This is a genomic window from Halobacterium rubrum (assembly GCF_021729015.1).
Taxonomy (GTDB): Archaea; Halobacteriota; Halobacteria; order Halobacteriales; family Halobacteriaceae; genus Halobacterium; species Halobacterium rubrum.
This window is the reverse complement of record NZ_JAJQQZ010000004.1, coordinates 210,713-232,338: the sequence shown is the minus strand read 5'-3', so window position 1 is coordinate 232,338 and position 21,626 is coordinate 210,713. Positions and strand designations below refer to the sequence as shown.

Genomic DNA, 21,626 nt, shown 5'->3' with positions numbered 1-21,626 from the left:
TCTCGAACCTACTATGCCCACGCCAACCGACCCTGGGGACGACCTCCTTATCGTCCCGTCCGCGATTCAAGTTGCTGACGAGCTCCGCCTCGACGTCGGCGCCGTACCAACGGGGATGATTCCTCTCGACGGGAAACCGATGCTGGAACGGCTCGCGGAAGCCTACAGCGACCACGACGTAACGCGGGTCGTCGCCGTTGGCGAGTCGGCTGACTCCATCGAGACGTACGTCGCCCGGAGTGACTACGAGTGGACGGTGGTAGACGCCACAGGCACCCAGTCGCTCGGCGAAACGGTCTACACGGCTCTGGATGCCTTTAACGAGGAGTCGCTTATAGACCGCTCAGTGTACCTGAACTTCGCAGATACGCTCATCTCACCACTGCGAACGGTTGATGACAGGAGCATTGTCGCCTACCAGGAGCGCGACCGGACGTACCGCTGGACAACGTTCGACATCGAGAGCGACCGCATCACCAACGCGACCCAGAAAAACAAGCGGTCGCAGGATTGTCCGCAGCCGTGCTTCACAGGCCAGTTCGGGCTTGCTGATGCCGGCGCGTTCTTCGACGCGATGCAGGACACGCCGGCCGAGTTGGACAGCGGTCTCGACTACTTCTACCGGGCACTACTCTCTTACCTCGAACCGCGAACGTACGAACTCTACCAGCCCGAAACGTGGCTGGACGTCGGCCACCTCGACACCTACCACCGGGCAAAAAAGCGGTTCCTGAACGCTCGTGAGTTCAACGAGCTTGAGAACCACGGGAAAAACGTAATCACGAAACGCAGCAACGACACCGAGACGCTCATCAACGAGATTTCCTGGTACGAGAACATCCCTACTGGCCTGCAGCCGTATCTTCCACGAATCTACGACGCCTCAACTTCACCTGCAGACGCGTACGTAAAGATGGAGTACATCGGGTATCCATCGTTGAGTGACCTACAACTGTACGGGTCTCACCGCCAGCACATTTGGAATGACGTATTCGACCGGCTGTTCAGTATGCACGCGGAGTTCATGACGTACAGCGCAGACGCCAGCCAAGCGGAAATCCAGAGCGCGCTTCGCGATATGTACTTGGGGAAGACTCGGCGTCGCCTCGACCGTCTACGCGAGAATGCCCGATTCCAGCCGTTCTTCGACGCTGATACCGTCCACATAAACGGCGAACCCCACCCCGGCCTCAGCCAAATACTGGACTGCCTGGATGACGTGGTCGCGGACGTCGGGTTGCTTGATATGGACTCGGTTTCTGTCATCCACGGCGATCTCTGTCTCCCGAATGTCCTCTACGACCCACGCAACGAGATTCTGAAGCTCATTGACCCGCGTGGCGAGTTCGGGCCATTCGACATCTACGGCGATCCACGGTACGACCTGGCGAAACTCCGGCATAGTGTCGTCGGCCACTACGAACACCTCATCAACGGTAGATTCGAGGCCAGCGGCAGCGAGAACGACACCGCGTTGACCTACAACATCTACACGACGGACGGCCAGAAAGAACGAGAGCAACGGTTCGACACGATGCTGGCCGCCGAGACTGACGCCGACGTCAAAGCGGTACAACTCATCGAGGCGCTGTTGTTCTTGAGCATGGTGCCGCTGCACGGCGACAGTTTCCAGCGGCAGCAGTGTATGCTCGCGCAGGGCATCGAGAAGTTCGCTCCACACACCCCCTAACCGCTACTTTTCTATACTTCCGGTAATCGGGTCTAAACGTGACTCCGCCAAAAGATAAGCGAGTGGTGTTCGATATAGACGGTGTCATCTGCAAGAAGGACGGTAACCGTGACTACGAAGACCGTGTTCCCCACCCGGACGTCGTCGAGACGCTCCGCGAATACGACGAGCAGGGGTACTACATCATGCTCTATACGGCACGGAATATGAATACGCATGAGGGGCGTCTCGGCAAGATCAATGCGGATACCGCGAAGACGCTTCTGCAGTGGTTGGATGAACACGATATCCCTTACGACGAGATTCACTACGGGAAGCCGTGGTGTGGTCACGAGGGCTTCTACGTCGACGACAAGGCAATACGGCCCTCCGAGCTCCTGAACAACACACCCGAGGAGATTCAAGAGCTCCTGGAAGAAGAAGACGACTTCATCCACTCATAAACGACACCGCGGGTTCGCTGTACGACAAAGTCGACAGTCTAGCGGTTCTAGTCGGCATTATTCGCCACAACTGGGAAGACGAGGACTTCATTTCGGTCTGCTCGAATCATCCCGATTCAGAGAACGCATGGCGAACCTCGACATTGATGTCGACACGTTTCACCAGGGGCGCAGATTAGATACGATAACTCGCTGCCTGGTCCGCGCGGGAACAGCCTCTCTTACCGTATCTGAGAGTTACTCCGTTCCTGCGTGCCGGCCAACCATTACCAACGACTCCGCAGATGCCTGACCCCTCATCAAATTGAACAGTTGTTTGCGGACCTCGCCGCAGATCTCGACTTGCTCACCAAACAACTACCTACGGAATATCCGTCGAGACATCGCTTGCAGAATTCAGAATACTGGCGCTATGTGGATTTAATTTCCATAATAAACCAAGAATCTTGCCGAGAGTTCAGATACGTATACTCGTCGCGTACACGCGGCCCTGACCGAAGGAATTTTGCTCACTGAACACCCGGAACTCGGGGTGAACCTCTCCGGCCCCACTGCTTCAACACTTCACCGCGGAGCGACGCGTGTGTCCTGTCGTGCGCAACAGCGCTCTCACACGTCGTCGCACGTCCTCGCCACGGCTTCCAAATCCACGCCGGCGTTAGTGTCGACGCTGACGAGGACGCCCCGGTAGTCGCCGGTGGAGTGGTGGATGCAGACGGCGTCCTCGAAGCGGTGCATGGTGCAGTGCCACTCGCCGACACCGAAGAGGTCTTCGAGGCGGCCGATGCCGATGTCGTCGAGGATGAGTTCTTCGTGGATGTCGTCGATGACGCGGTCCTTGGTGGCGACGTCGTCGCGTTCGTACACGAGCTCCAGCTCCGCTCTGTCGTAGGCTGCCAGGGACCTGAGGGCGTCGCCTGCGGCGTCGTGGAACGGAGTCTCGCGTACCTCCATGCATCCTTGCCTCGTCGAGCAAGGTGAAAAAAGTGGGGGCGGGGTCGTCAGTCGTCCTGCTTGGCGGCGGGGTTGGTGACGGCGCCGTGGGCGGCGGACCCGAACTGGTCGCCGTACTTGCGGAGGACACCCGAGTCATACCGGGCGTCGGGCGCCGACCAGGTCTCACGTCGCGCAGCAAGTTCGTCGTCGGAGACGTCGACGGAGAGCTCGCGGTTCGGGACGTCGACGGTCACCTCGTCGCCGTCCTCGATGAGCGCGATTGGGCCGCCGTCGGCCGCTTCGGGGGCGACGTGACCGACCATCGGACCGCGGGTAGCCCCCGAGAAGCGGCCGTCGGTGAGGAGCGCGACGTCGTCTTCGTGGCCCTGCCCAACGACCGCGGCAGTGACGCCGAGCATCTCCCGCATCCCGGGGCCGCCCCGGGGGCCCTCGTTCCGGATGGCGATGACATCGCCGGACTCGATGTGGCCCTCCTGAACGTACGCCATGGCGTCCTCCTCGGACTCGAAGACGCGCGCCGGGCCGGTGTGCTGGGTCTCGTCCTTCCCAGTGACTTTGAGTACCGCCCCGTCCGGCGCGAGGTTCCCGGTGAGGACGGTGATGGCGCCAGTCTCGTGGAACGGGTCGTCGACCGGCCGGAGGAAGTCCACGTCCCCCTCGACCGAACCGTCCTCGCCCAGGTGCTCGAGCTCCTCGGCGATGGTGCGGCCCGTCACGGTCGTCGCGTCGCCGTGAATCAGGCCGGCTTCGAGCAGGCGCGCGAGGACGACCGGAACGCCGCCGACCTCGTGGAGGTCGTTCATCACGCGAGTGCCGCCGGGCTGGAGGTTCGCGATTTTGGGTGTGCGGTCGCTGATCCTGTTGAAGTCCTCGACGTCGAGGTCGACGCCCGCCTCGGCGGCGAGCCCGAGCAAGTGGAGGACGGCGTTCGTCGAGCCGCCCAGGGCCACCTGTACGGCGATGGCGTTCTCGAAGCTCTCCCGGGTCAGGATGTCCGACGGCCGGCGGTCTTCTCGCACGCACTCGGCGGCGAGCCGGCCGGCGCGCTCGGCGACCTCGTAGCGGCCCTCCGACTCGGCGGGCGGGCTCGCGGAGCCGAGCGGTGCGAGCCCGAGTGCCTCGGAGATGGCCGCCATCGTGTTGGCGGTGAACATTCCGCCACAGGACCCGGCGCCCGGGCAGGCGTCCCGCTCCATCTCCTCGAGTTCGTCCTCGGTCATGTCGCCGGAGGCGACCGCGCCGACGCCCTCGAAGACGTTCTGGACCGTGATTTCGCGGCCGTCGTGCTCGCCGGGCATGATGGAGCCGCCGTAGAGGAATACGGACGGCAGGTCCGTGCGGATGGCGGCCATCATCATCCCCGGGAGGTTCTTGTCGCAGCCCGCGACCGTGACGAGTGCGTCCATGCGCTCGCCGAACGCCACGAGCTCCACGGAGTCGGCGATGACCTCGCGGGAGATCAGCGAGGCGCGCATCCCCTCGGTCCCCATCGAGATGGCGTCCGAGATGGTGATGGTGCCGAACTCGATGGGCATCCCGTCGCCGGCCTCGACGCCGTCGACGGCCGACTCGGCCACGTCGTCGAGGTGGACGTTACAGGGCGTGATGTCCGCGGCGGGGTTGGCAACGCCGACCATCGGCGACGAGAAGTCGGCGTCGTCGTAGCCCATCGCGCGGAACATCGCGCGGTGTGGGGCGCGCTCTGGCCCTTCGGTGACGTCCGCGCTCGGCAGGTCGGGGTCCTTCTGTCCGGTCATGGTCTCACCTCGCAGCCGCGACTGGTAAAGTCCCCCGACGGCACAGGTGTTGCCAGCGATAGCCCCGGCACTCAGACCCCCTCCAGTATCGCTGCACCGACCTCGCGCGTCGTCGCCTCGCCGCCGAGGTCTGGCGTCGTCGGCCCGTGTTCCAGTACGTCCTCGACCGCGCTGCGGACGCGGGCGCCCGCGGCGTCGTGGCCGAGGAACTCCAGCAGCATCGCGGCCGACAGCACGGCCGCCGCCGGGTTCGCGACGCCGTCGCCGGCGATGTCCGGGGCGGTGCCGTGGACGGGCTCGAAGACGCCGCGCTCGGGTCCGACGTTCGCCGACGGCAGCAAGCCGAGACCGCCCACCAGACCCGCCGCGAGGTCCGAGAGCACGTCGCCGGCGAGGTTCGGACAGACCACGACGTCGTACTGCTCGGGGCGCTCCACGAGGTGCATCGCGAGCGCGTCCATCAGCGCCGCTTCGGTGTCGACACCGTTGGCGGCCGCGACGTCCTCGACGGTCTCCCGGAAGAGGCCGTCCGTGACGCGCATCACGTTGGCCTTGTGCGCGACGGTGAACCCCGCTGGCGCGTACTCGCAGGCGTACTGGGCGAGCCGGCGGCTCGCGTCCTCTGTGACGACTCGGGTGCAGGTCGTGACGCCGTCGGCGACCTCGGCCTCGTGGCCGGCGTAGACGCCTTCCGTGTTCTCACGGAGGAAGACGAGGTCGGTCTCGGGCTGGACGGCGTCGACGCCCGGATACGTCCGGGCAGGCCGGACGTTCACGAACGAGTCGACGGCCGAGCGCAGCGGCAGGATGACGTCAGCCGCCGACTCCCCCGCCGCGCCGAACAGCGTCGCATCGGCCGTCTCGACGGCCTCCCGGGTCTCCTCGGGGAGCGGGGTCCCGCGCTCATCGGCGACGGCGTCGCCCGCCTCGGCGTGCACGAACTCGAAGTCGCCGACGGCGTCCAGCACGTCGACGGCGACCGGCGTGACTTCCCGGCCGATGCCGTCGCCGGGCACGACTGCGATCTCCTCAGTCATCGGTGTAGGGGAGGCTCGCGGCGGTCGCGTCGACGCTGTCGGCGTTCGCGCCCATCAGCGCGGTCGTGTCCCAGACGCCGTCCACGAGCGCCCGGCGCTGGGCGTCGTCGACCGAGGCGTCGATAGTGGTGTCGCCGTACCGGACCTCCTCCGCGGCGACGTCCACCTCGATTTCGGCATCTGGGTGCTCGTCGATAAACGCCTGCAGCGCCTCGACGTCCTCCCGGGCCGCCGTGACGGTCGGGATGCCGAGCGCGAGGCAGTTCCCCGCGAATATCTCGGCGAACGACTCGCCGACGACGGCGTCGATGCCCCACCGCATCAGCGCCTGCGGCGCGTGCTCGCGAGAGGACCCGCAGCCGAAGTTCGCGTTCACGGCGAGCACGGACGCCCCCTGGAACCGGTCGTCGTTGAACGGGTGCTCGAGGGGCTGGTCGTCGTCGCCGAATCGCTCGTCGAAGAACGCGAACTGCCCGAGGCCGTCGAACGTGACGACTTTGAGGAAGCGCGCCGGGATGATCTCGTCCGTGTCCACGTCGTTCCCGCGCACCGGCACGCCCGTCCCAGTCACCTGTCGGACCGTGTCGGCGGGGCCGCCGTCCGAACCGTCGGCGTTCGGGCTCACGCTCGCACCTCCGGGACCGGCTCCAGTTCGCGGACGTCGGTCACTTCGCCTTCGACGGCCGCAGCGGCGACCATCGGGGGACTCATCAGGACCGTTCGGCCCTCCTTCGAGCCCTGCCGGCCGACGAAGTTCCGGTTCGACGAGGACGCGCAGCGCTCGTCGCCGACGAGCTGGTCCTCGTTCATGCCCAGACACATCGAGCAGCCGGCGTTCCGCCAGTCGAACCCCGCCTCGGTGAACACGTCGTCGAGGCCCTCGGCTTCGGCGGCGGCTTTCACGCGCTGGCTGCCGGGGACGACCATCGCGCGGACGTCGTCGTGGACCTCGCGGCCCCGGACGACTGCGGCGGCCTCGCGGAGGTCCGGCAACCGGGCGTTCGTACAGCTGCCCAGGAACGCAACGTCGACGGGGTAGCCCGCCATCGTGTCGCCGGGCTCGACGTCCATGTGTGCCTGTGCGCTCCGGGCGGTGTCCCGCTTGTCCGCCGGCAGGTCCCCGGGAGCCGGAATCGGCTCCGAGACGCCGACGCTCTGGCCGGGCGTCGTCCCCCACGTGACCGTCGGTTCGAGGTCGTCGCCGTCGATAGTGACCACGTCGTCGTACTCGGCGTCGGGCTCGCTGGCGACCGACGCCCAGTACTCCCTGAGCTCCTCGAACGTCTCGCCCTCGGGGACGTCGTCGCGGCCCCGCAGGTACTCGAAGGTGGTCTCGTCGGGGTTCACGTAGCCCGCGCGAGCGCCGCCCTCGATGCTCATGTTGCAGATGCTCATCCGGCCCGCCATGTCCATCGCCTCGACGGCCTCGCCGCCGTACTCGTAGACGTAGCCGACGCCGCCGTCGGTGCCGAGCTTCCGGATGACGGTCAGTATCACGTCTTTCGGGGTGACGCCGTCGCCCAGTTCGCCCGTGACCTCGATGCGGCGGACCTGCTGTTTCTCCATCGCGACGCAGCCGGTGGCCAGCACGTCCCGAATCTGGGACGTGCCGATACCGAACGCCAGCGCGCCGAACGCGCCGTGCGTGGCCGTGTGGGAGTCCCCGCAGACGATGGTCATCCCGGGCTGCGTGAGCCCCCGTTCGGGGCCGACGACGTGCACGATGCCCTGCCGGCCGGTCGTCGGGTCGTCGAAGTCGATGTCGGCCTCGCCGACGTTGGCCTCCAGTTCCGCCATCATCTCCTCGGCGGCGTCGTCGCTGTACGGCCGGGACTGGTCGGCCGTCGGCACGATGTGGTCGACGGTCGCGTGCGTCCGCTCGGGGTACGCCACATCCAGCCCGCGCTCTTCGAGCATCCCGAACGCCTGCGGGCTCGTCACCTCGTGGACGAGGTGGAGCCCGACGAACAGCTGGGACTGGCCGGTCGGCAGCTCGGTGACTGCGTGTCGGTCCCAGACCTTCTCGTACAGCGTGCCCTCACTCATCGGCTACAGTCTCGTCGTGGTCGTCGTGGTCGTCGTCGCCGCTCGATGCTGGCGGTTCGCCGCCGCGCTCCCAGACGCGGTTCGCGCTCGCGTCCTCGTCCGGGGGCGTCTGGTCGACGTCTTTCATCTTCGGGCCGTCGGCCAGCCGCCGGCCCTCCCTTTCGGCGTCGTCGCCGTCCTCCCCGCCGTCGGGCCGCTGCGTGGCACCGCCGCCGCGCTCGCCGCCGTCCGCGACCACCGCCGGCCCGCGTCGGAACACCGTGCCGACGGCGTGCTCGGGGTCGGCGGGGTTGCGCTGACTGACCGACCGCATCGTGCGCTCAGTCATCCGCGGACACCTCCGGCTCCCGCTCGGCGCCAGCCTCGGTCTCGTCGTCTTCGGCCCACGCGAACAGCGACCGCAGGCGCTCGCCGACGTCCTCGATGTCGTGGTCCTGTTCGGCCTGCCGGCGCTGTTTGTAGGACGGCCGGCCGGCCTGGTTCTCGGCCACCCACTCCGTCGCGAACGCGCCGTTCTGGACTTCTTCCAGCACCTCCTCCATGTTCTCCCGGACGGACTCGTCGACGACTGCCTCGCCGCGCGTCAGTCCACCGTACTCGGCCGTGTCCGAGACGGAGTCCCACATCGCGCCGATGCCGCCCTCGTACATCAGGTCGACGATGAGTTTGAGCTCGTTCAGGCACTCGAAGTACGCCATCTCGGGGCTGTAGCCGGCGTCGACCAGCGTCTCGTAGCCCGCCTTCGTGAGCTCGGCGACGCCGCCACAGAGCACGGCTTGCTCGCCGAACAGGTCGGTCTCGGTCTCCTCGCGGAACGTCGTCTCCACGACGCCCGCTCGCGCGCAGCCGATGGCGTCGGCGTACGCCAGCGCCTCCTGGCGGGCATCCCCGGTGGCGTTCTGGTAGACCGCCAGCAGGGCGGGCGTGCCCTCGCCGGCCTCGTAGTTCCGGCGCACGAGGTGGCCCGGGGACTTCGGCGCGATCATCGTCACGTCGACGCGCTCGGGCGGCTCGATCTGGCCGTAGTGGACGTTGAAGCCGTGCGCGAACTGGAGCGTGTCGCCGGCGTCGAGTTCGGGTTCGATGGCGTCGAACACGTCCGGCTGGACGGTGTCCGGCACGAGCACCGAGACGACGTCCGCCTCGCTGGCCGCATCGACGGGTGTCGCCACGCGCAGGCCGTCGGCTTCCGCTGCCGTCCGCGAGGCAGAGTCCTCGCGCAGGCCGACGACGACGTCGACGCCGCTGTCGGCGAGATTCTGGGCGTGTGCGTGGCCCTGGCTGCCGTAGCCGAGTACGGCGACGGTCTTCTCGTCGACGTGTCGTCGGTCGGCGTCGGACTCGTGGTACACTGGCTGCGTGAACTGGGCGTCTGCTGTGTCAGTACTGGTGGCTGCTGAATCGGTCATTTGAGGTGGTCTGGAACGACTGCTGTCTTGGTCTCGCCGCGCGCCAGCGCCGTCTGTCCGGTCCGGGCGATCTCGCGGATGCCGAACTGGCGGAAGGCGTCGATGGCGTCGTCGATCTTCTGTTCGTCACCGGTGAGCTCGACCGTCACCGTCCGCGGGCCGGCGTCGAGCGTCTTCCCGCCGTACATCTCCGTGATGGCGTGGACCTCCTCCGGGCGGTCCGCGTCCACTTTCACGACGACGAGCTCGCGGGCGAGCGCGTCGGCTTCGAGTTCCCGGACGTGGATGACGGGGACGACCTTCGCGAGCTGCTTCTCGACCTGGTCGATGCCCGGGTCCGGCTCCTCCACGACGACGGTGATGCGCGCCCAGTCGTCGTTCTGGGTGTCCGCGACGGTCAGCGACTCGATGTTGAACTGCCGGCGGCTGAACAGCCCGGAGACACGCGCGAGCACGCCGGGCTCGTGTTCGACCAGCGCCGAGATGACCGTACGGCGCGGCGGGTGTTCGGCCTCTGCCTCCGGGTCGATGCGGATGCCCTGCGCGTTCCGCCGCCCTCGCGGTCGCTGGCGCTCCTCGGGTGCCGGGCCGGGGAGACCCTGCTGGTCGTACCGGCCGCTCATAGGTGCCCCTCCGAGAGCGCGAACTGCCCGTTGTCGCCGCCCGAGGGGACCATCGGGTAGACTTCCTCGGTCGGGTCGATGTAGACGTCCACGACCGCCGGCCCGTCGGTGGCGAGCGCCGCCTCGACGGTGTCCGGCACGTCGTCGTAGCTCTCGATGCGGAAGCCGTCGGCGCCGAACGCCTCGGCGAGCGCGTCGAACTCCGGCACCCAGGGGTACTCCGAGGCCATCCGCCGGCCGTCGAAGAACGCGTCCTGCCACTGCTTGACCATCCCGATGGCCTCGTTGTTCAGCACGAAGACCGTGACGTCGAGGTTCTCGCGGGCCGCGACGACGAGCTCCTGGCAGGTCATCAGGAAGGAACCGTCGCCGTCGAAGCAGACGACGGACTGGTCGTCGTCGGCGGCGACGCGGGCGCCGATGGCCGAGGGCAGCCCGTACCCCATCGCGCCGAGGCCGTGACTGGACACCCACGTCCGGGGTTCGGTGTACGTCCAGTACTGGCAGGCCCACATCTGGTGCTGGCCGACGCCCGTCGTGACGACGGTGTCGTCGTCGGTCGCTGCGTCGACGGCCTCGACGACGAACTGGGGTTTGACCGGTTCGTCGTCGGGGAACGCCGACGCGTCGGGCGCGCCGTCGCCCTCGTCGCTGTCGGCTGCGGGGACGGCGTAGTCCATCGGGTACTCCGTCTTCCAGTCGGCGCACTGGCCGACCCACTCGTCGGTGTCCGGCGAGGCGTCCATCGCGGCCGCTAGCTGGTCGAGAACGGTGCTGGCGTCGCCCACCAGCGGGTGGTCGGCCTCGACGTTCTTCGAGATCTCGGCTGGGTCGATGTCGACGTGGACGACCGTCGCGTCCGGCGCGAACGAGTCCACGCCGCCCGTCAGTCGGTCGTCGAACCGGGTGCCGACCGCCAGCAGACAGTCGGTCATCGTCGTCGCCATGTTCGCGTAGCCGGTACCGTGCATCCCCGCCATCTCCAGGGCGAGGTCGTGGTCTTCCGGGAACGCGCCGATGCCGGGCATCGTCGTCGCCACCGGAATCTCGTGCTCGCGGGCGAACGCCCGCAGTTCGTCGGTGGCGCCGCCCTTCACGACGCCACCGCCCGCCAGAATTACGGGCCGGTCGGCGCCGGCGACAGCGTCCGCCGCCCCCTCGACCGCGTCGTCGTCCGCGCGCTCCTGCACGGAGACGGTGTCGGGGACGACCGGCTCACTGGGGTCGACCGTCGTCTCGGTCGTCGTCACGTCTTTCGGCAGGTCGACGAGCGTCGGCCCCTGTCGTCCATCGTTCGCCAGCGCGAACGCCGTCGACACGTCGTCGCCAACCTCGTCGGCGCTCGACGCGAACGTGTTGGACTTCGTGATTGGCGTGGTGACGCCGACCGTGTCGGTCTCCTGGAAGGCGTCGTTGCCGACCAGGTCCGACGGGACCTGTCCGGTGAGCGCGACGACCGGCTCGGAGTCCATGTCGGCGTCCGCGATGCCGGTCACGAGATTCGTCGCGCCCGGCCCGGACGTCGCCATGCAGACGCCCGGATCGCCCGTCACGGCACCGTACGCGTCGGCGGCGTGCGCCGCGCCCTGTTCGTGGGCCATCGTCACGTGCGACACGTCGTCGGCGTCGTACAGCGCGTCGTAGACGGGCATGATGGCCCCGCCCTGCACGCCGAACACTGTCTCGACGCCCGCCGTCGAGAGCGCGGCGACGACCGCGTCCGCGCCAGTCGACGCCCGCTCGGTCGCCTCGTCCGTGCCAGTATCTGGCTCTGGGTCGCGATCCTCGTCGCCCGCTTCCGGCTCTGGCGACGGCGCGTCGGCGTCCGGCGTCGGCTCGGCCGGGTGCTCGGCGTCGTCGAACTCCGGCACTGCGCCGTGGTCAGTCATCGATACCCCTCCATCGGTGTGGTGTGTCGTGTACTCACTGCGTGTGTCATTGCGGCTGCTGCGGTGGCTGTCGGTCTGGAAGTACGGTACCGGTCGGGTCGGTGAGAAGTGTAGGGAGGGGAGCTTACGCCCCTACAATACCGAGGCCGACAGCCACACCGCTGCCCGCGAGAACGAGACGGTGTGCCGTGTGTGACTGCATCGTGCCCCCCGCTACCGCGCCGACACCTATAGCTGTGGCTGGTGGCGCAAGGCTTGCCGGGCGACGTCACGCCGTCACCTCACCCCGCTCGCGTCGAACACCCACTTCGCCGGCGAACGCCCGCAGGACGGCCTGCGTGACGACGTCCTCGTCGGCGGCGTGTGCCTTCACCTTCCGGGTGACCGCGCGCACCTCGTCGTCGCTCGGCGCGAAGCCGGCGTCCTCGAGGTGCTGGCGGACGGCGTGCGTGCCCGAGTGCTTCCCGAGCACGACCTCTCGCTCGGTCCCCACCATCTCGGGGGTCATCACACCGGGCTCGAACGTCTCGCTGTTCTCGATGACGCCCGCGGCGTGGATGCCGGACTCGTGGGCGAAGGCGTTCGCGCCCACCACCGGCTTGTTCACCGGCACCGGCACCGACGAGCGGTCGGCGACGGCCGCCGAGACGTCCGCGATGGCCGTCGTGTCCACGCCGGTGTCGGCGCCGTAGACGCTCTCGGCGGCCATCACGACCTCCTCGAACGCCGCGTTCCCGGCGCGCTCGCCGATGCCGTTGACCGACACCTGCACCTGGTCGGCGCCCGCTTCCACGCCCGCGAGGGCGTTCGCGGTCGCCACCCCGAAGTCGTCGTGCGTGTGGACGTCGATTCGGGCGTCCGTGTGCTCGCCGACGAACTCGACGAGCTCGCCGAACCGCCGCGGGGTCGCTACCCCGCACGTGTCCGGGACGTTCACCCAGTCTACACCGGCGTCGTCGACCGCCTCGACGACCTCGGCGAGGTACTCGGGGTCGGTCCGGGTGGCGTCCATCGGCGAGAACATCACCTCGACGCCCGCCTCCCGGGCGCGCTCGACGGCCGCCACCGACTGGTCGACGACCTCGGCGCGCGTGCTGTGCATCGAGTCCTCGATCTGGACGTCGCTGGTCGACGCGAACACGTGGACCATGTCGACGCCGGCGTCCACCGCCGCGTCGACGTCCGACGTGACAACGCGGGCGAGCCCGCATGTCGTCGCGTCGGTCGCGTCGGCGACGTCCGCCACGGCCTCCGCCTCCGCCTCGCCGTTCGCCGGGAACCCGGCTTCGACGACGTCGACGTTCGCGTCGTCGAGCGCCGCGGCTATGGCGCGCTTGTCGTCGTAGCCGAACGACGTGCGTGGCGTCTGCTCGCCGTCGCGGAGCGTGGTGTCGAAAACTCGGACTGACTCGAACTCGTTACGCTGGGCTAACGTGCCCTCGAAGAACCCGTTCCCCCGGACTTACACCGGGCGTCTCGTTGTGAGACATCGTATCACCCCCCAATCGCGGGCTGCACTTACGTCTTGTCCCGCTGGCAGACGTTGCCACGCCACCGGGGCCCACTGGCCTGCTGGAACTGCGTCACCCGCAGTGTCCGGTTCCGGGTAGCGCAGCACCCAGAACACCTATTCTCTCGGCCCGTGTGATTCCTACACATGGACCGACGTCGCGTCTGGAGCGTGCTCGCCGTGGTCGCACTCGTCGCGCTCGCGGGGTGCACGGGCGCCCTCACCGGTGGAGCTGCGACGCCGACAGCCACGACCGAGTCCCCGACAGCGGGGTCGCCGACGGCGACCGACGCAGCGGCGACGACGGCGAACGGAACGCTCTCGGTGCACTTCATCAACGTCGGGCAGGGCGCGAGCGTCCTCGTCGAAGCGCCGTCGGGCGAGACGATGCTCGTCGACACTGGCGACTGGCGCGACGACGGCGACGTCGTCCTCGACTACCTGCGGGAGCGGGGCGTCGACCGAATCGACTACCTCGTCACCAGCCACGCCGACGCCGACCACATCGGCGGCCACGCCGCGGTCATCGACTACTACGAGACACAAGCAGAGGGCGTCGGCGCCATCTACGACCCCGGTATCACGTCCAGCTCGGCGACCTACGACGACTACCTCGACGCCGTCGAAGCCCACGACGTGGTGCTGTACGAGACGCGCGCCGGCGACGCGATTCCTCTGGAAGGCGCGGCCGTCGACGTGCTGGCGCCGCCGGCCTCGCGGCTCGCGGGCGCCGACGCCAACGAGAACAGCGTCGTCGTCCGGCTCGCGTACGGCAACACGACGTTCCTCCTGCCGGGGGACGGCGAAGCCGCCAGCGAGGAGTACCTCCTCGAGGAGCACGAACTCCGCCTGAACGCGACCGTCCTGAGCGCCGGCCACCACGGCAGCGAGTCGAGTTCGAGCGCCGACCTGCTGGCGGCCGTCACGCCGGCGGTCGCCGTCGTCTCGAGCGCGTACGACTCCCAGTACGGCCACCCACACGAGGCCGTCCTCCAGCGGTTCGCCGAGCGGTCGGTCCGGACGTACTGGACGGCGACCCACGGGACCGTGCGGTTCACGACGAACGGCTCGGCCGTCTCGGTCGCCACCCAGCAGGACGCACCGACAGCGCCGCTGGACCTCCGGGACGGCACGCCGGTCGAACCCGGTGCTGGCGGCGACCTCACAGTCAGAACCGTCGTCCACGCGGACGGCTCGACGGCTCCAGCAACCACATCTGAGACGACGGTAACCGACGGTGGAACGACGACGGTTGCTGACCACGGCACGACGACCGAGACGACCGACTCGGCCGGCGGGTCGGCGCTCTCGGTCGTCGAAGTCAACGAGGACGCACCGGGCGACGACAACGAGAACCCGAACGGCGAGTACGTCGTCTTCGAGAACACCGGGAGCCGGCCGCTGGCGCTCGGCGGCTGGACCGTCCGGGACGAGGCCGACCACACCTACACGTTCCCGACCGGGTTCGAACTCGGGCCCGGCGAGCAGGTCACGCTCTACACCGGCAGCGGGACGGACACGGAGACGGCGCTGTACTGGGGGATGGAGCGGGCGGTGTGGAACAACGGCGGGGACACAGTTACAGTCCGGGACGACAGTGGAACCGTCGTGCTCCGGGAGGGCTACGAATGACTGCCGACGGCAGCTACTCGGGAGTCGTCGACCGCTTCGAGGGCGACCGGGCAGTGCTGTTGCTGGAAGCTGACGGCGAGACGGTGGCCGAGCGAGTGGTCGACAGCGAACGACTGCCCGAGGACGGCCGCCACGTGGACGCAGTCCTCGATGTCCAGATCCGGGACGGCGAAATCGTCGGCGTGGCCTACGACCCCGAACAGACAGCGTCCCGGGCCGACAGGGCCCAGCGCCGGTTCGACGAACTCTCCCGACGCCCTCCATCGGCGAACGAGGACGCCGAGTCAGACACCGAGTGACGCGGGACGTCACTGGGCAGTTTGGCCCTGCTGTGTCCCCCGATTTTCACGCCGGATAATCGGGACGAACGTTTATTCGTGGGCTAGTCCTCCGGTCGGGTACTCGCGTACTCTACTCGCGGGGACTCGCGTACATGTTCGAATTCATCAACGACGAGGACGAGCGGGGGCAAGTCGGGATCGGCACGCTCATCGTGTTCATCGCGATGGTGCTGGTCGCGGCGATCGCCGCCGGCGTCCTCATCAACACCGCCGGCTTCCTCCAGTCGAAAGGTAGCGCCACGGGTGAGGAAGCCTCTGCACAGGTCTCTAACCGCATCAACGTCGTCTCCGCCTACGGCAACGTCAACGACTCCGGCTCCTCGGAAGTCGTCGACTACGTGAACCTGACGGTGCGGCAGGCTGCGGGCGCAGACAACATCAACCTCAGCAAGTCCACCATCCAGTGGATCGGCCCGGACACCGCCACGACGCTGGTCTACGACAGCGGCGCGGCGAACGCCGAGAACTTCACGAGCAGCCAGATCAAGGGCGAGAACGATCCCGTTCTGGTCGATCAGTCCGACCGAATCAAGGTCATCATGAACGCGTCGGGCATCACGACGGACGGGCTGAAGGCCGGGGAGGAAGTCCAGCTCACGCTGGCCACGCAGTACGGGTCGAAGACGACGTACTGGGCGAGTGTCCCAGAGTCGCTGAAGGACAAGAACGCGGTCAAGCTGTAACGGCTCTTTCTTCCAGCCGTTTTCAGGATTCACTGCCGTCGGCCAGCCACAGCCTCGACGATCAGCGAGTAGTGCCCACCCCGATTACCAGTCGCTACGACAGGGAACTTAGTCGGCGAACGTCCAGTGGCCCGACGGCGTCCGCTCGACGACGCCGATTTCGCCGCCGGCTTCGAGGACGCGCCGTACTTCCTCGTCGCTGGGGCGGTGGTCGAAGTGGATGTCGTTGCGGACGTTCGCGATGGAGAGCGGGTCGTCCCGCTGGGCGTGCCGCAGTACCGACGCCCAGATGCGGTCCCTCGTGGTAGCGTCGCGGTCCATGTCCTAGCCTGTGGTTCGCGCCGTCTTCGGTGTTCGGCACCCGGACTGGCCTGCCGGGAGAGCAGGCTATTCGGCCGGAACGAGCCGGTGCACTGCGCCCGAGTCACCGGTCGGCGTGCCCGAGTCGGTGGTGGCGACGTAGAGGGTGCCGTCGGCGTCGCGACCGAACGCGAGCAGGTACTGGCCGGGAGCGTCGTCACCGCCGCTGGCCTCCAAGTCGACCGTGCTGGTCTCCCAGAGTCCAGTAGCGTCGCTTTCGGCGTCCCCCTCGCTGTCCGGTGGGTGCGCGAGAAAGAGCCGACCGTCGGCTCGCCAGTCGCCGAAGACGTAGTCGCCGCGGAGCCCGGGGATTCCGTCGCCGTCGTAGCGGTAGCCGCCGATGACCGAGACGCCGGTGAGATCGCCGGTGCCGTGGCTGTACTCCACGATTGGTGCTTCGAGTGGCTCGCCGTCGGGCGTCTCGCTCGGGCAGTCGTCGGGCGGACTGCCGGGGTTGGCGGCGTCGAAGCAGTGGGCGCCCTCGCGGACGTTCCAGCCGTAGTTCCCGCCCGCCTCGACGACGCTCACCTCCTCGAAGCGGTTCTGGCCGACGTCCGCGACGTAGAGGTCGCCGTCGGCGAAGGAGAACCGCCAGGGGTTCCGGAACCCCCAGGCGTACTGCTCGTCGAAACCCGTCTCGCCGACGAGGGGGTTGTCGTCGGGGATGCCGTACGGACGGTCGTCTCCGTCCGTGTCCACGTCGATTCGGAGGATGCTGCCGAGGCGGTTCTCGGTGCGGTCCTGGCCGTTCCCGCCGTCGTTGGCGTCGTACCAGTCGTCGACGTGGCCGGTGCCGGTGTCGTTCGCGCCACCCCCGTCGCCGGTGCCGACGTAGAGGGAGCCGTCGGGGCCGAAGGCGACGCTGCCGGCGTTGTGGTTCGCCTGGGGCTGTGGCAACTCGAGGAGCCGGCGCTCGCTGTCGTGGGCCACCCTGCCGTCTGTGACCCGGAACGAGGAGAGGACGAACGTGTGGCTGTAGTCGTCGGGCGTCGCGTCCGTCGCCGGTGCGCTGTACCTGACGAACACGCGGTCGTCGCCGGCGCCGAACTCTGGGTGGAAGGCGAGACCGAGCAGCCCGCGCTCCTCGTAGCCCGAGAGGTCGACCATGCGGTCGCGAACGTCGAGGAACGGCTCGTCGCGAACGCCGTCAGAGCTGGCGACGTAGACGAGTCCGGCCTGGTCGACGACGTGGGGGTGGTCGCTGTCCCCGGGCGGGAACTCGACGCCGAGGGGGTTCGCAAATCCTCCGGCGACGAACTCGGTACCGACTGCGTCCGGCGTCGAGTCGGCGGGGGTCGACTCGGTGTCGTCGGTCGTCTCCGGGCCCGACGTTTCACCGGACGTCGCCGTCGCAGTCGTTGTGTTGCCGTCTCCGGTATCTGCGCCGCCGCCGGCGCAGCCGGCGAGTGTCGCGGTCGCTGCGAGCCCGACGCCCACCCGGAGGACTGCACGGCGCGTCTGCTGGCGGTCAGGCGCCACTGGCGGCCCTCCGGCCGGGCGCGGTCAGTCGTGGCGTCGTGGCTGGCGGCATCACGACGGACACTACGCGCCGTGTCGTGTTAGGCTTTGACACGACACCGAGTCAGCCAAAAAACGAGGTCTCGCCGGGTGCTCGGGAGCTACGAGTCGAGGGGGCGGGCTACCCCTCGACGGGGATGGTCTTGCCCTGGGCGACCGCCTCCTCCGTGATGGGCAGCGTCACGTCGAGGACGCCGTTGCTGTACTCGGCGTGGATGGCGTCTTCGTCGACCGCTTTCGGGAACCGGAACCGACGGTGGAACGTCTTCTTGCGGTTCCGGGACTCGTCGACGGCTTCGGCCGAGACGTTCAGGACGCCGTCGTCCCAGGCGACGGTGATGTCCTCGGTCTCGAAGCCCGGCATGTCGATGGCGAGGACGAAGTCGCCGTCCTCCTCGTACAGTTCGTAGTCGCTACCACCGAGCCCGCCCTCGCTGAACAGGCGGGACGGGAGGTCGAGGCCTTGCATCCACGAGTCGGTCGTGGGTAGTGCCATCGCTGGTCACCTCGGTACAGATAGAACTATGCTCGCGGTTCGTAATAAAACTTTGGCCGGCCGGTATCGCTAAACAGATTTGGAACGCAATCCAAAACCGATATAATCGGCGCGTGTCGAGTGTCCGGTATCGTGACGAACACGCAGGTCACTCTCGTCCAGCTGGACAACTACGGGCCGTGGACCGTGACGCCGTCGCCCCGCAGGGAAGTCGACCTCCAGACGCTCCAGTCCCGGCTGTACGCCGACCTCTCGCAAGCCATCGGGACGCGGGACGGCTACATCTTCTTCACCCGATTCGACAACATGGTCGCAGTGACCAACGGCCTCGACCTCGAGGACCACGCCCGCATCCAGGAGTCGGTGCGGAACCGCTACCCCGTCACCGTCAGCCTCGCCATCGGCACCGGCCCCAGCCCTGCAGACGCGCTCGTGGACGCCACTGCCGCCATCCAGAACGAGGGCAGCGCGCAGGACGCCGACCGGCGCGAACTCCTGCTCGGCCAGCCCATCGACGAGGCCGAACGCACCGACGAGGACGTCCAGATCGCGCACTTCGACGTCGTCGACGCCACCGGCAAGTACACCGACGAACTCGACGCCTTCTCCTCGTTCATCCACATCGAGCAGGGGTACGCCGAGCTGATGAAGCACATGCACACCGCCCACGACTCGCTGTCGTTCTTCGTGGGCGGCGACAACATCATCGCCGTCTGCCCGTCGCTCTCGGAAGCCGACTACGCCGAGGCCGTCGAGCACGTCCGCGAGGCCGCGGGCGTCGACCTCCGGGTCGGTGTCGGCCGCGCCGCCTCCGCCCACGACGCCGGCATGGGCGCGAAGCACGCGCTCGAACTCGCACGCGAGGACGACACCGACGTCGAAGGCGACCTGGCGTAAGCGTATTCCGGCCTGCCGTCCCAGTAGCGCCTGATGCCCGCCGGCGAGCGACTCCCCGGGGTACCCGACCGCGAGGAGCGCATCGTCCTGCACGTCGACATGGACTGCTTCTACGCGTCCTGCGAGCGCCGCCGCGACCCCGAACTCGAGGGTGAGCCGCTCGTCGTCGGCATGGGCTACGAGGACGGCCAGACCGTCGGCGCCGTCGCGACCGCGAGCTACGAGGCCCGGGAGTACGGCGTCGAGAGCGCACAAGCCATCTCGGCGGCGCTCGACCGGCTACCCCGGAAGGCCGACGAGCCCGACAACCCCGACGCCGGCTACTACCGGCCGGTGGACATGGACTACTACCAGGAGGTGGCCAGCGAGGTCAAGGCGATTCTCTACGAGCTCGGCGACACGGTCCGCGAGGTGAGCGTCGACGAGGCGTACCTCGACGTCACCGACCGGACGGCGTGGGAGGTCGCCGAGGGGTTCGGCCGGCACGTGAAACAGCGAATCGCACGAGAGGTCGGCGTTCCCGCGAGCGTCGGCGTCGCTCCGGACATGAGCACGGCGAAGCTCGCCAGCGACTACGACAAGCCCGACGGCCTCGTCGTCGTCAGACCGGACGGAGTACGGGAGTTCCTGGCACCCATCGACATCGCCGACGTGCACGGTGTCGGCCCGGTTCGCGCCCGGGAGCTGCGCGACCTCGGCGTCGAGACGGCCGGCGACCTCGCCGACGCCGACCCCTACGAGCTCGAGGCCGAGTTCGGCGACCGCGGCCGGGAGCTCCACCGGCGCGCCCGCGGCGAGGACGACCGCCCGGTCGAACCCCGGGGCGACCCGAAGAGCCTCTCCCGGGAGTCCTCGTTCGACGGTCCCACCGACGACTTCGACGCGGTCCGCGAGCAGGCAGCGGCGCTCGCCGAGGCCGTCGCCGACCGCGCCAGCCGCAAGAACGCCTTCTACCGCACCATCGGCGTGAAAGTCGTCACGCCGCCCTACGACGTCCACACGCGAGCGGAGTCGCTGCCCGGGCCGGTCGACGATCCCGACCTCGTCCACGAGGTCTCACAGGACCTCCTCGACGAGTTCGCCGACGACGCCGTCCGGAAGGTCGGGGTGCGCGTCTCGAATCTGGACTTCTCCGAGCGCGACCAGGCCAGCCTCGCGGGATTCGGTGGCGACGGCTCGTCGGGAGACAGCGAAAGCGAGGGCGACACAGGGGACGACCGTGACTGGACCCGCGAGGACGAGACAGAGGGCGACGGGCAGGCGAGCCTCGGCGAGTTCGAGTAGGCTTTTGGACTGGCTCCCGTAGCCGGGGCCGTGAACAAGCTCCCGAGAGCTGACACGGACTCGGCAGACGGCGACGGCGAGGACGCGTCGTCCCAGGACGCCTGGCGGCTCGCCCGGCACGCCCACGTCATCGTCTACGAGGCCGCCGACGGCGGCGAACTCCTCACCATCTACGACTGCGGCGCCGCGCAGGCGCCGCCGAGCGCCCAGATCGTCGGCCACCTCGTGCGGACGGCGGCCGACCACGTCACCGAACAGCAGCCCACCGGCCACATCGTGAAGCTCCGCGAGGAGAGCGTGCTGCGCGAGCAGTCCGAGGGCCACTACGTCATCGAGCCGGCCTGAACCGCCCGCAGAAGGTTCTCGCAGTCAGTCCAGCGGCGCGACGAGGTCTTCCAGCGCCGCCCGGGGATCGTCGGCTTTCGCGACGCCGCTGGCGAGCAGCACGCCGCTGGCGCCGAGTTGTTCGGCGGCGACGACGTCGTCGCCCGTGCTGATGCCGGCGCCGCAGTAGACGTCGACCGACGGGTCGACGGCCTCGGCCGCGGCGACGGCGTCCTCGACGATGTCCGGGTCGGCTTGCGAGACGGGCGTGCCAGTACCGATGAGTTCCGGCGGTTCGACGGCGACGGCGTCGGGGCCGAGCGCCGCTGCGGCCGCGACCTGCTCGGGGTTGTTCGCACAGACCACGGTGTCCAGCCCCGTACGCTCGGCGGCGTCGAGACTGCCGTCGATGTCGGCGAGTTTCCGGCGGTGCTCGGAGTGGTTCAGCAGCGTGCCGACGGCACCGTTGTCGGCGACCGACTCGGCGAGCACGCTGCCGGTGTGGCTGCCGTGGCCGTTCGGGCTGACGTGCTGGGCGTACGTCGCGACGCCGGTGTCGGCGACGCGCGCGAGATCTGCGGCCTGGGGCGCGACTGCGACCGTCGCGTCGGTCGTGTCGGCGACGTCGGCGGCCGCCTCGGCGACCGCGACCGGGTCACAGGGGTAGGCCTTGAGGTTGACGAGTACGAACACACGCGAGTCGGGGACCGCACGGGGGAAAAAGGTAGCT

General features: G+C 68.3%; 21 protein-coding genes and 1 pseudogene. 8 read left to right on the top strand and 14 right to left on the bottom strand.

All coding sequences use genetic code 11. The annotated features are described in order from the left end of the window. Positions 1–13 precede the first annotated feature (13 nt). Together LT971_RS15170 and LT971_RS15165 are read left to right on the top strand one after the other, a co-directional pair. Positions 14–1,690 (top strand): NTP transferase domain-containing protein, encoded by a 1,677-nt coding sequence (locus LT971_RS15170; protein WP_237007789.1) that lies wholly within the window; start codon positions 14–16, stop codon positions 1,688–1,690. A gap of 65 nt (positions 1,691–1,755) precedes the next feature. Beyond that, positions 1,756–2,133, top strand: coding sequence for an HAD family hydrolase (locus tag LT971_RS15165; protein ID WP_237007788.1), 378 nt, complete (start codon positions 1,756–1,758; stop codon positions 2,131–2,133). Between the two features lie 609 nt (positions 2,134–2,742). Here LT971_RS15165 and LT971_RS15160 read toward each other — a convergent pair. The 10 genes and pseudogenes from LT971_RS15160 to LT971_RS15115 all read right to left on the bottom strand — a co-directional run. Next, complete coding sequence (locus tag LT971_RS15160) at positions 2,743–3,087, bottom strand: DUF7522 family protein (RefSeq protein WP_237007787.1); 345 nt, start codon at positions 3,085–3,087, stop codon at positions 2,743–2,745. Positions 3,088–3,134: 47 nt separating this feature from the next. Then, complete coding sequence (gene ilvD, locus LT971_RS15155; RefSeq protein WP_237007786.1) at positions 3,135–4,847, bottom strand: dihydroxy-acid dehydratase; 1,713 nt, start codon at positions 4,845–4,847, stop codon at positions 3,135–3,137. 71 nt (positions 4,848–4,918) lie between these two features. Then, complete coding sequence (locus LT971_RS15150) at positions 4,919–5,884, bottom strand: isocitrate/isopropylmalate dehydrogenase family protein (protein ID WP_237007785.1); 966 nt, start codon at positions 5,882–5,884, stop codon at positions 4,919–4,921. Further along, positions 5,877–6,509 (bottom strand): 3-isopropylmalate dehydratase small subunit, encoded by a 633-nt coding sequence (gene leuD, locus LT971_RS15145; protein ID WP_237007784.1) that lies wholly within the window; start codon positions 6,507–6,509, stop codon positions 5,877–5,879. Before leuD ends, LT971_RS15150 begins: the two co-directional genes overlap by 8 nt. Continuing rightward, a complete protein-coding gene (gene leuC / locus LT971_RS15140) occupies positions 6,506–7,930 on the bottom strand; it encodes a 3-isopropylmalate dehydratase large subunit (RefSeq protein WP_237007783.1) in 1,425 nt (474 codons plus the stop codon). The genes leuD and leuC overlap by 4 nt, the downstream gene beginning before the upstream one ends. After that, positions 7,923–8,258: a DUF7989 family protein gene (locus LT971_RS15135; protein ID WP_237007782.1), complete on the bottom strand. Its 336-nt coding sequence runs from the start codon at positions 8,256–8,258 to the stop codon at positions 7,923–7,925. Before LT971_RS15135 ends, leuC begins: the two co-directional genes overlap by 8 nt. Further along, complete coding sequence (ilvC, locus tag LT971_RS15130) at positions 8,251–9,339, bottom strand: ketol-acid reductoisomerase (protein ID WP_237007781.1); 1,089 nt, start codon at positions 9,337–9,339, stop codon at positions 8,251–8,253. The genes LT971_RS15135 and ilvC overlap by 8 nt, the downstream gene beginning before the upstream one ends. Next, the gene (ilvN, locus tag LT971_RS15125) at positions 9,336–9,962 is read right to left on the bottom strand and encodes an acetolactate synthase small subunit (protein WP_237007780.1); all 627 of its coding nucleotides are present in this window, start codon (positions 9,960–9,962) and stop codon (positions 9,336–9,338) included. The genes ilvC and ilvN overlap by 4 nt, the downstream gene beginning before the upstream one ends. Then, entirely contained in the window at positions 9,959–11,851 is a 1,893-nt protein-coding gene (ilvB, locus tag LT971_RS15120; RefSeq protein ID WP_237007779.1) for a biosynthetic-type acetolactate synthase large subunit, read from the bottom strand. The genes ilvN and ilvB overlap by 4 nt, the downstream gene beginning before the upstream one ends. 268 nt (positions 11,852–12,119) lie before the next feature. Then, positions 12,120–13,298: pseudogene (locus LT971_RS15115) on the bottom strand (LeuA family protein); the annotation flags it as partial. A 210-nt stretch (positions 13,299–13,508) separates the two neighbouring features. Between LT971_RS15115 and LT971_RS15110 the strand changes: the two are divergent. The 3 genes from LT971_RS15110 (at position 13,509) to LT971_RS15100 (ending at position 16,017) form a co-directional block, all read left to right on the top strand. Continuing rightward, positions 13,509–14,993, top strand: coding sequence for a lamin tail domain-containing protein (locus LT971_RS15110; RefSeq protein ID WP_237007778.1), 1,485 nt, complete (start codon positions 13,509–13,511; stop codon positions 14,991–14,993). After that, positions 14,990–15,292 carry a DUF3006 domain-containing protein gene (locus tag LT971_RS15105; protein WP_237007777.1) on the top strand — a complete coding sequence of 101 codons (303 nt, stop codon included), beginning with the start codon at positions 14,990–14,992 and terminating at the stop codon, positions 15,290–15,292. Before LT971_RS15110 ends, LT971_RS15105 begins: the two co-directional genes overlap by 4 nt. Before the next feature lie 134 nt (positions 15,293–15,426). Then, positions 15,427–16,017 carry a flagellin gene (locus LT971_RS15100; protein WP_237007776.1) on the top strand — a complete coding sequence of 197 codons (591 nt, stop codon included), beginning with the start codon at positions 15,427–15,429 and terminating at the stop codon, positions 16,015–16,017. 108 nt (positions 16,018–16,125) lie between these two features. Here the strand turns inward: LT971_RS15100 and LT971_RS15095 are convergent, their stop codons facing one another. From LT971_RS15095 to LT971_RS15085, 3 genes are all read right to left on the bottom strand, one after another. Beyond that, entirely contained in the window at positions 16,126–16,338 is a 213-nt protein-coding gene (locus LT971_RS15095; RefSeq protein WP_237007775.1) for a hypothetical protein, read from the bottom strand. Positions 16,339–16,404: 66 nt separating this feature from the next. Beyond that, positions 16,405–17,856 carry a PQQ-dependent sugar dehydrogenase gene (locus LT971_RS15090; protein WP_237007774.1) on the bottom strand — a complete coding sequence of 484 codons (1,452 nt, stop codon included), beginning with the start codon at positions 17,854–17,856 and terminating at the stop codon, positions 16,405–16,407. Between the two features lie 160 nt (positions 17,857–18,016). Further along, the gene (locus LT971_RS15085; RefSeq protein ID WP_237007773.1) at positions 18,017–18,391 is read right to left on the bottom strand and encodes an Hsp20/alpha crystallin family protein; all 375 of its coding nucleotides are present in this window, start codon (positions 18,389–18,391) and stop codon (positions 18,017–18,019) included. A 132-nt stretch (positions 18,392–18,523) separates the two neighbouring features. On the opposite strand from LT971_RS15085, the gene LT971_RS15080 reads away from it, so the two are divergent. From LT971_RS15080 to LT971_RS15070, 3 genes are read left to right on the top strand one after another with little or no spacing between them, the layout of a single operon-like run. Continuing rightward, complete coding sequence (locus LT971_RS15080) at positions 18,524–19,288, top strand: GTP cyclohydrolase III (RefSeq protein WP_237007772.1); 765 nt, start codon at positions 18,524–18,526, stop codon at positions 19,286–19,288. A gap of 33 nt (positions 19,289–19,321) precedes the next feature. Further along, positions 19,322–20,572 (top strand): DNA polymerase IV, encoded by a 1,251-nt coding sequence (gene dinB / locus LT971_RS15075; RefSeq protein WP_237007771.1) that lies wholly within the window; start codon positions 19,322–19,324, stop codon positions 20,570–20,572. A gap of 30 nt (positions 20,573–20,602) precedes the next feature. Next, on the top strand, positions 20,603–20,917 hold the full coding sequence (locus LT971_RS15070; protein WP_237007770.1) for a hypothetical protein: 315 nt from the start codon (positions 20,603–20,605) through the stop codon (positions 20,915–20,917). A 24-nt stretch (positions 20,918–20,941) separates the two neighbouring features. Here the strand turns inward: LT971_RS15070 and tpiA are convergent, their stop codons facing one another. After that, positions 20,942–21,589, bottom strand: coding sequence for a triose-phosphate isomerase (gene tpiA, locus LT971_RS15065; RefSeq protein ID WP_237007769.1), 648 nt, complete (start codon positions 21,587–21,589; stop codon positions 20,942–20,944). Between the last annotated feature and the right edge of the window lie 37 nt (positions 21,590–21,626).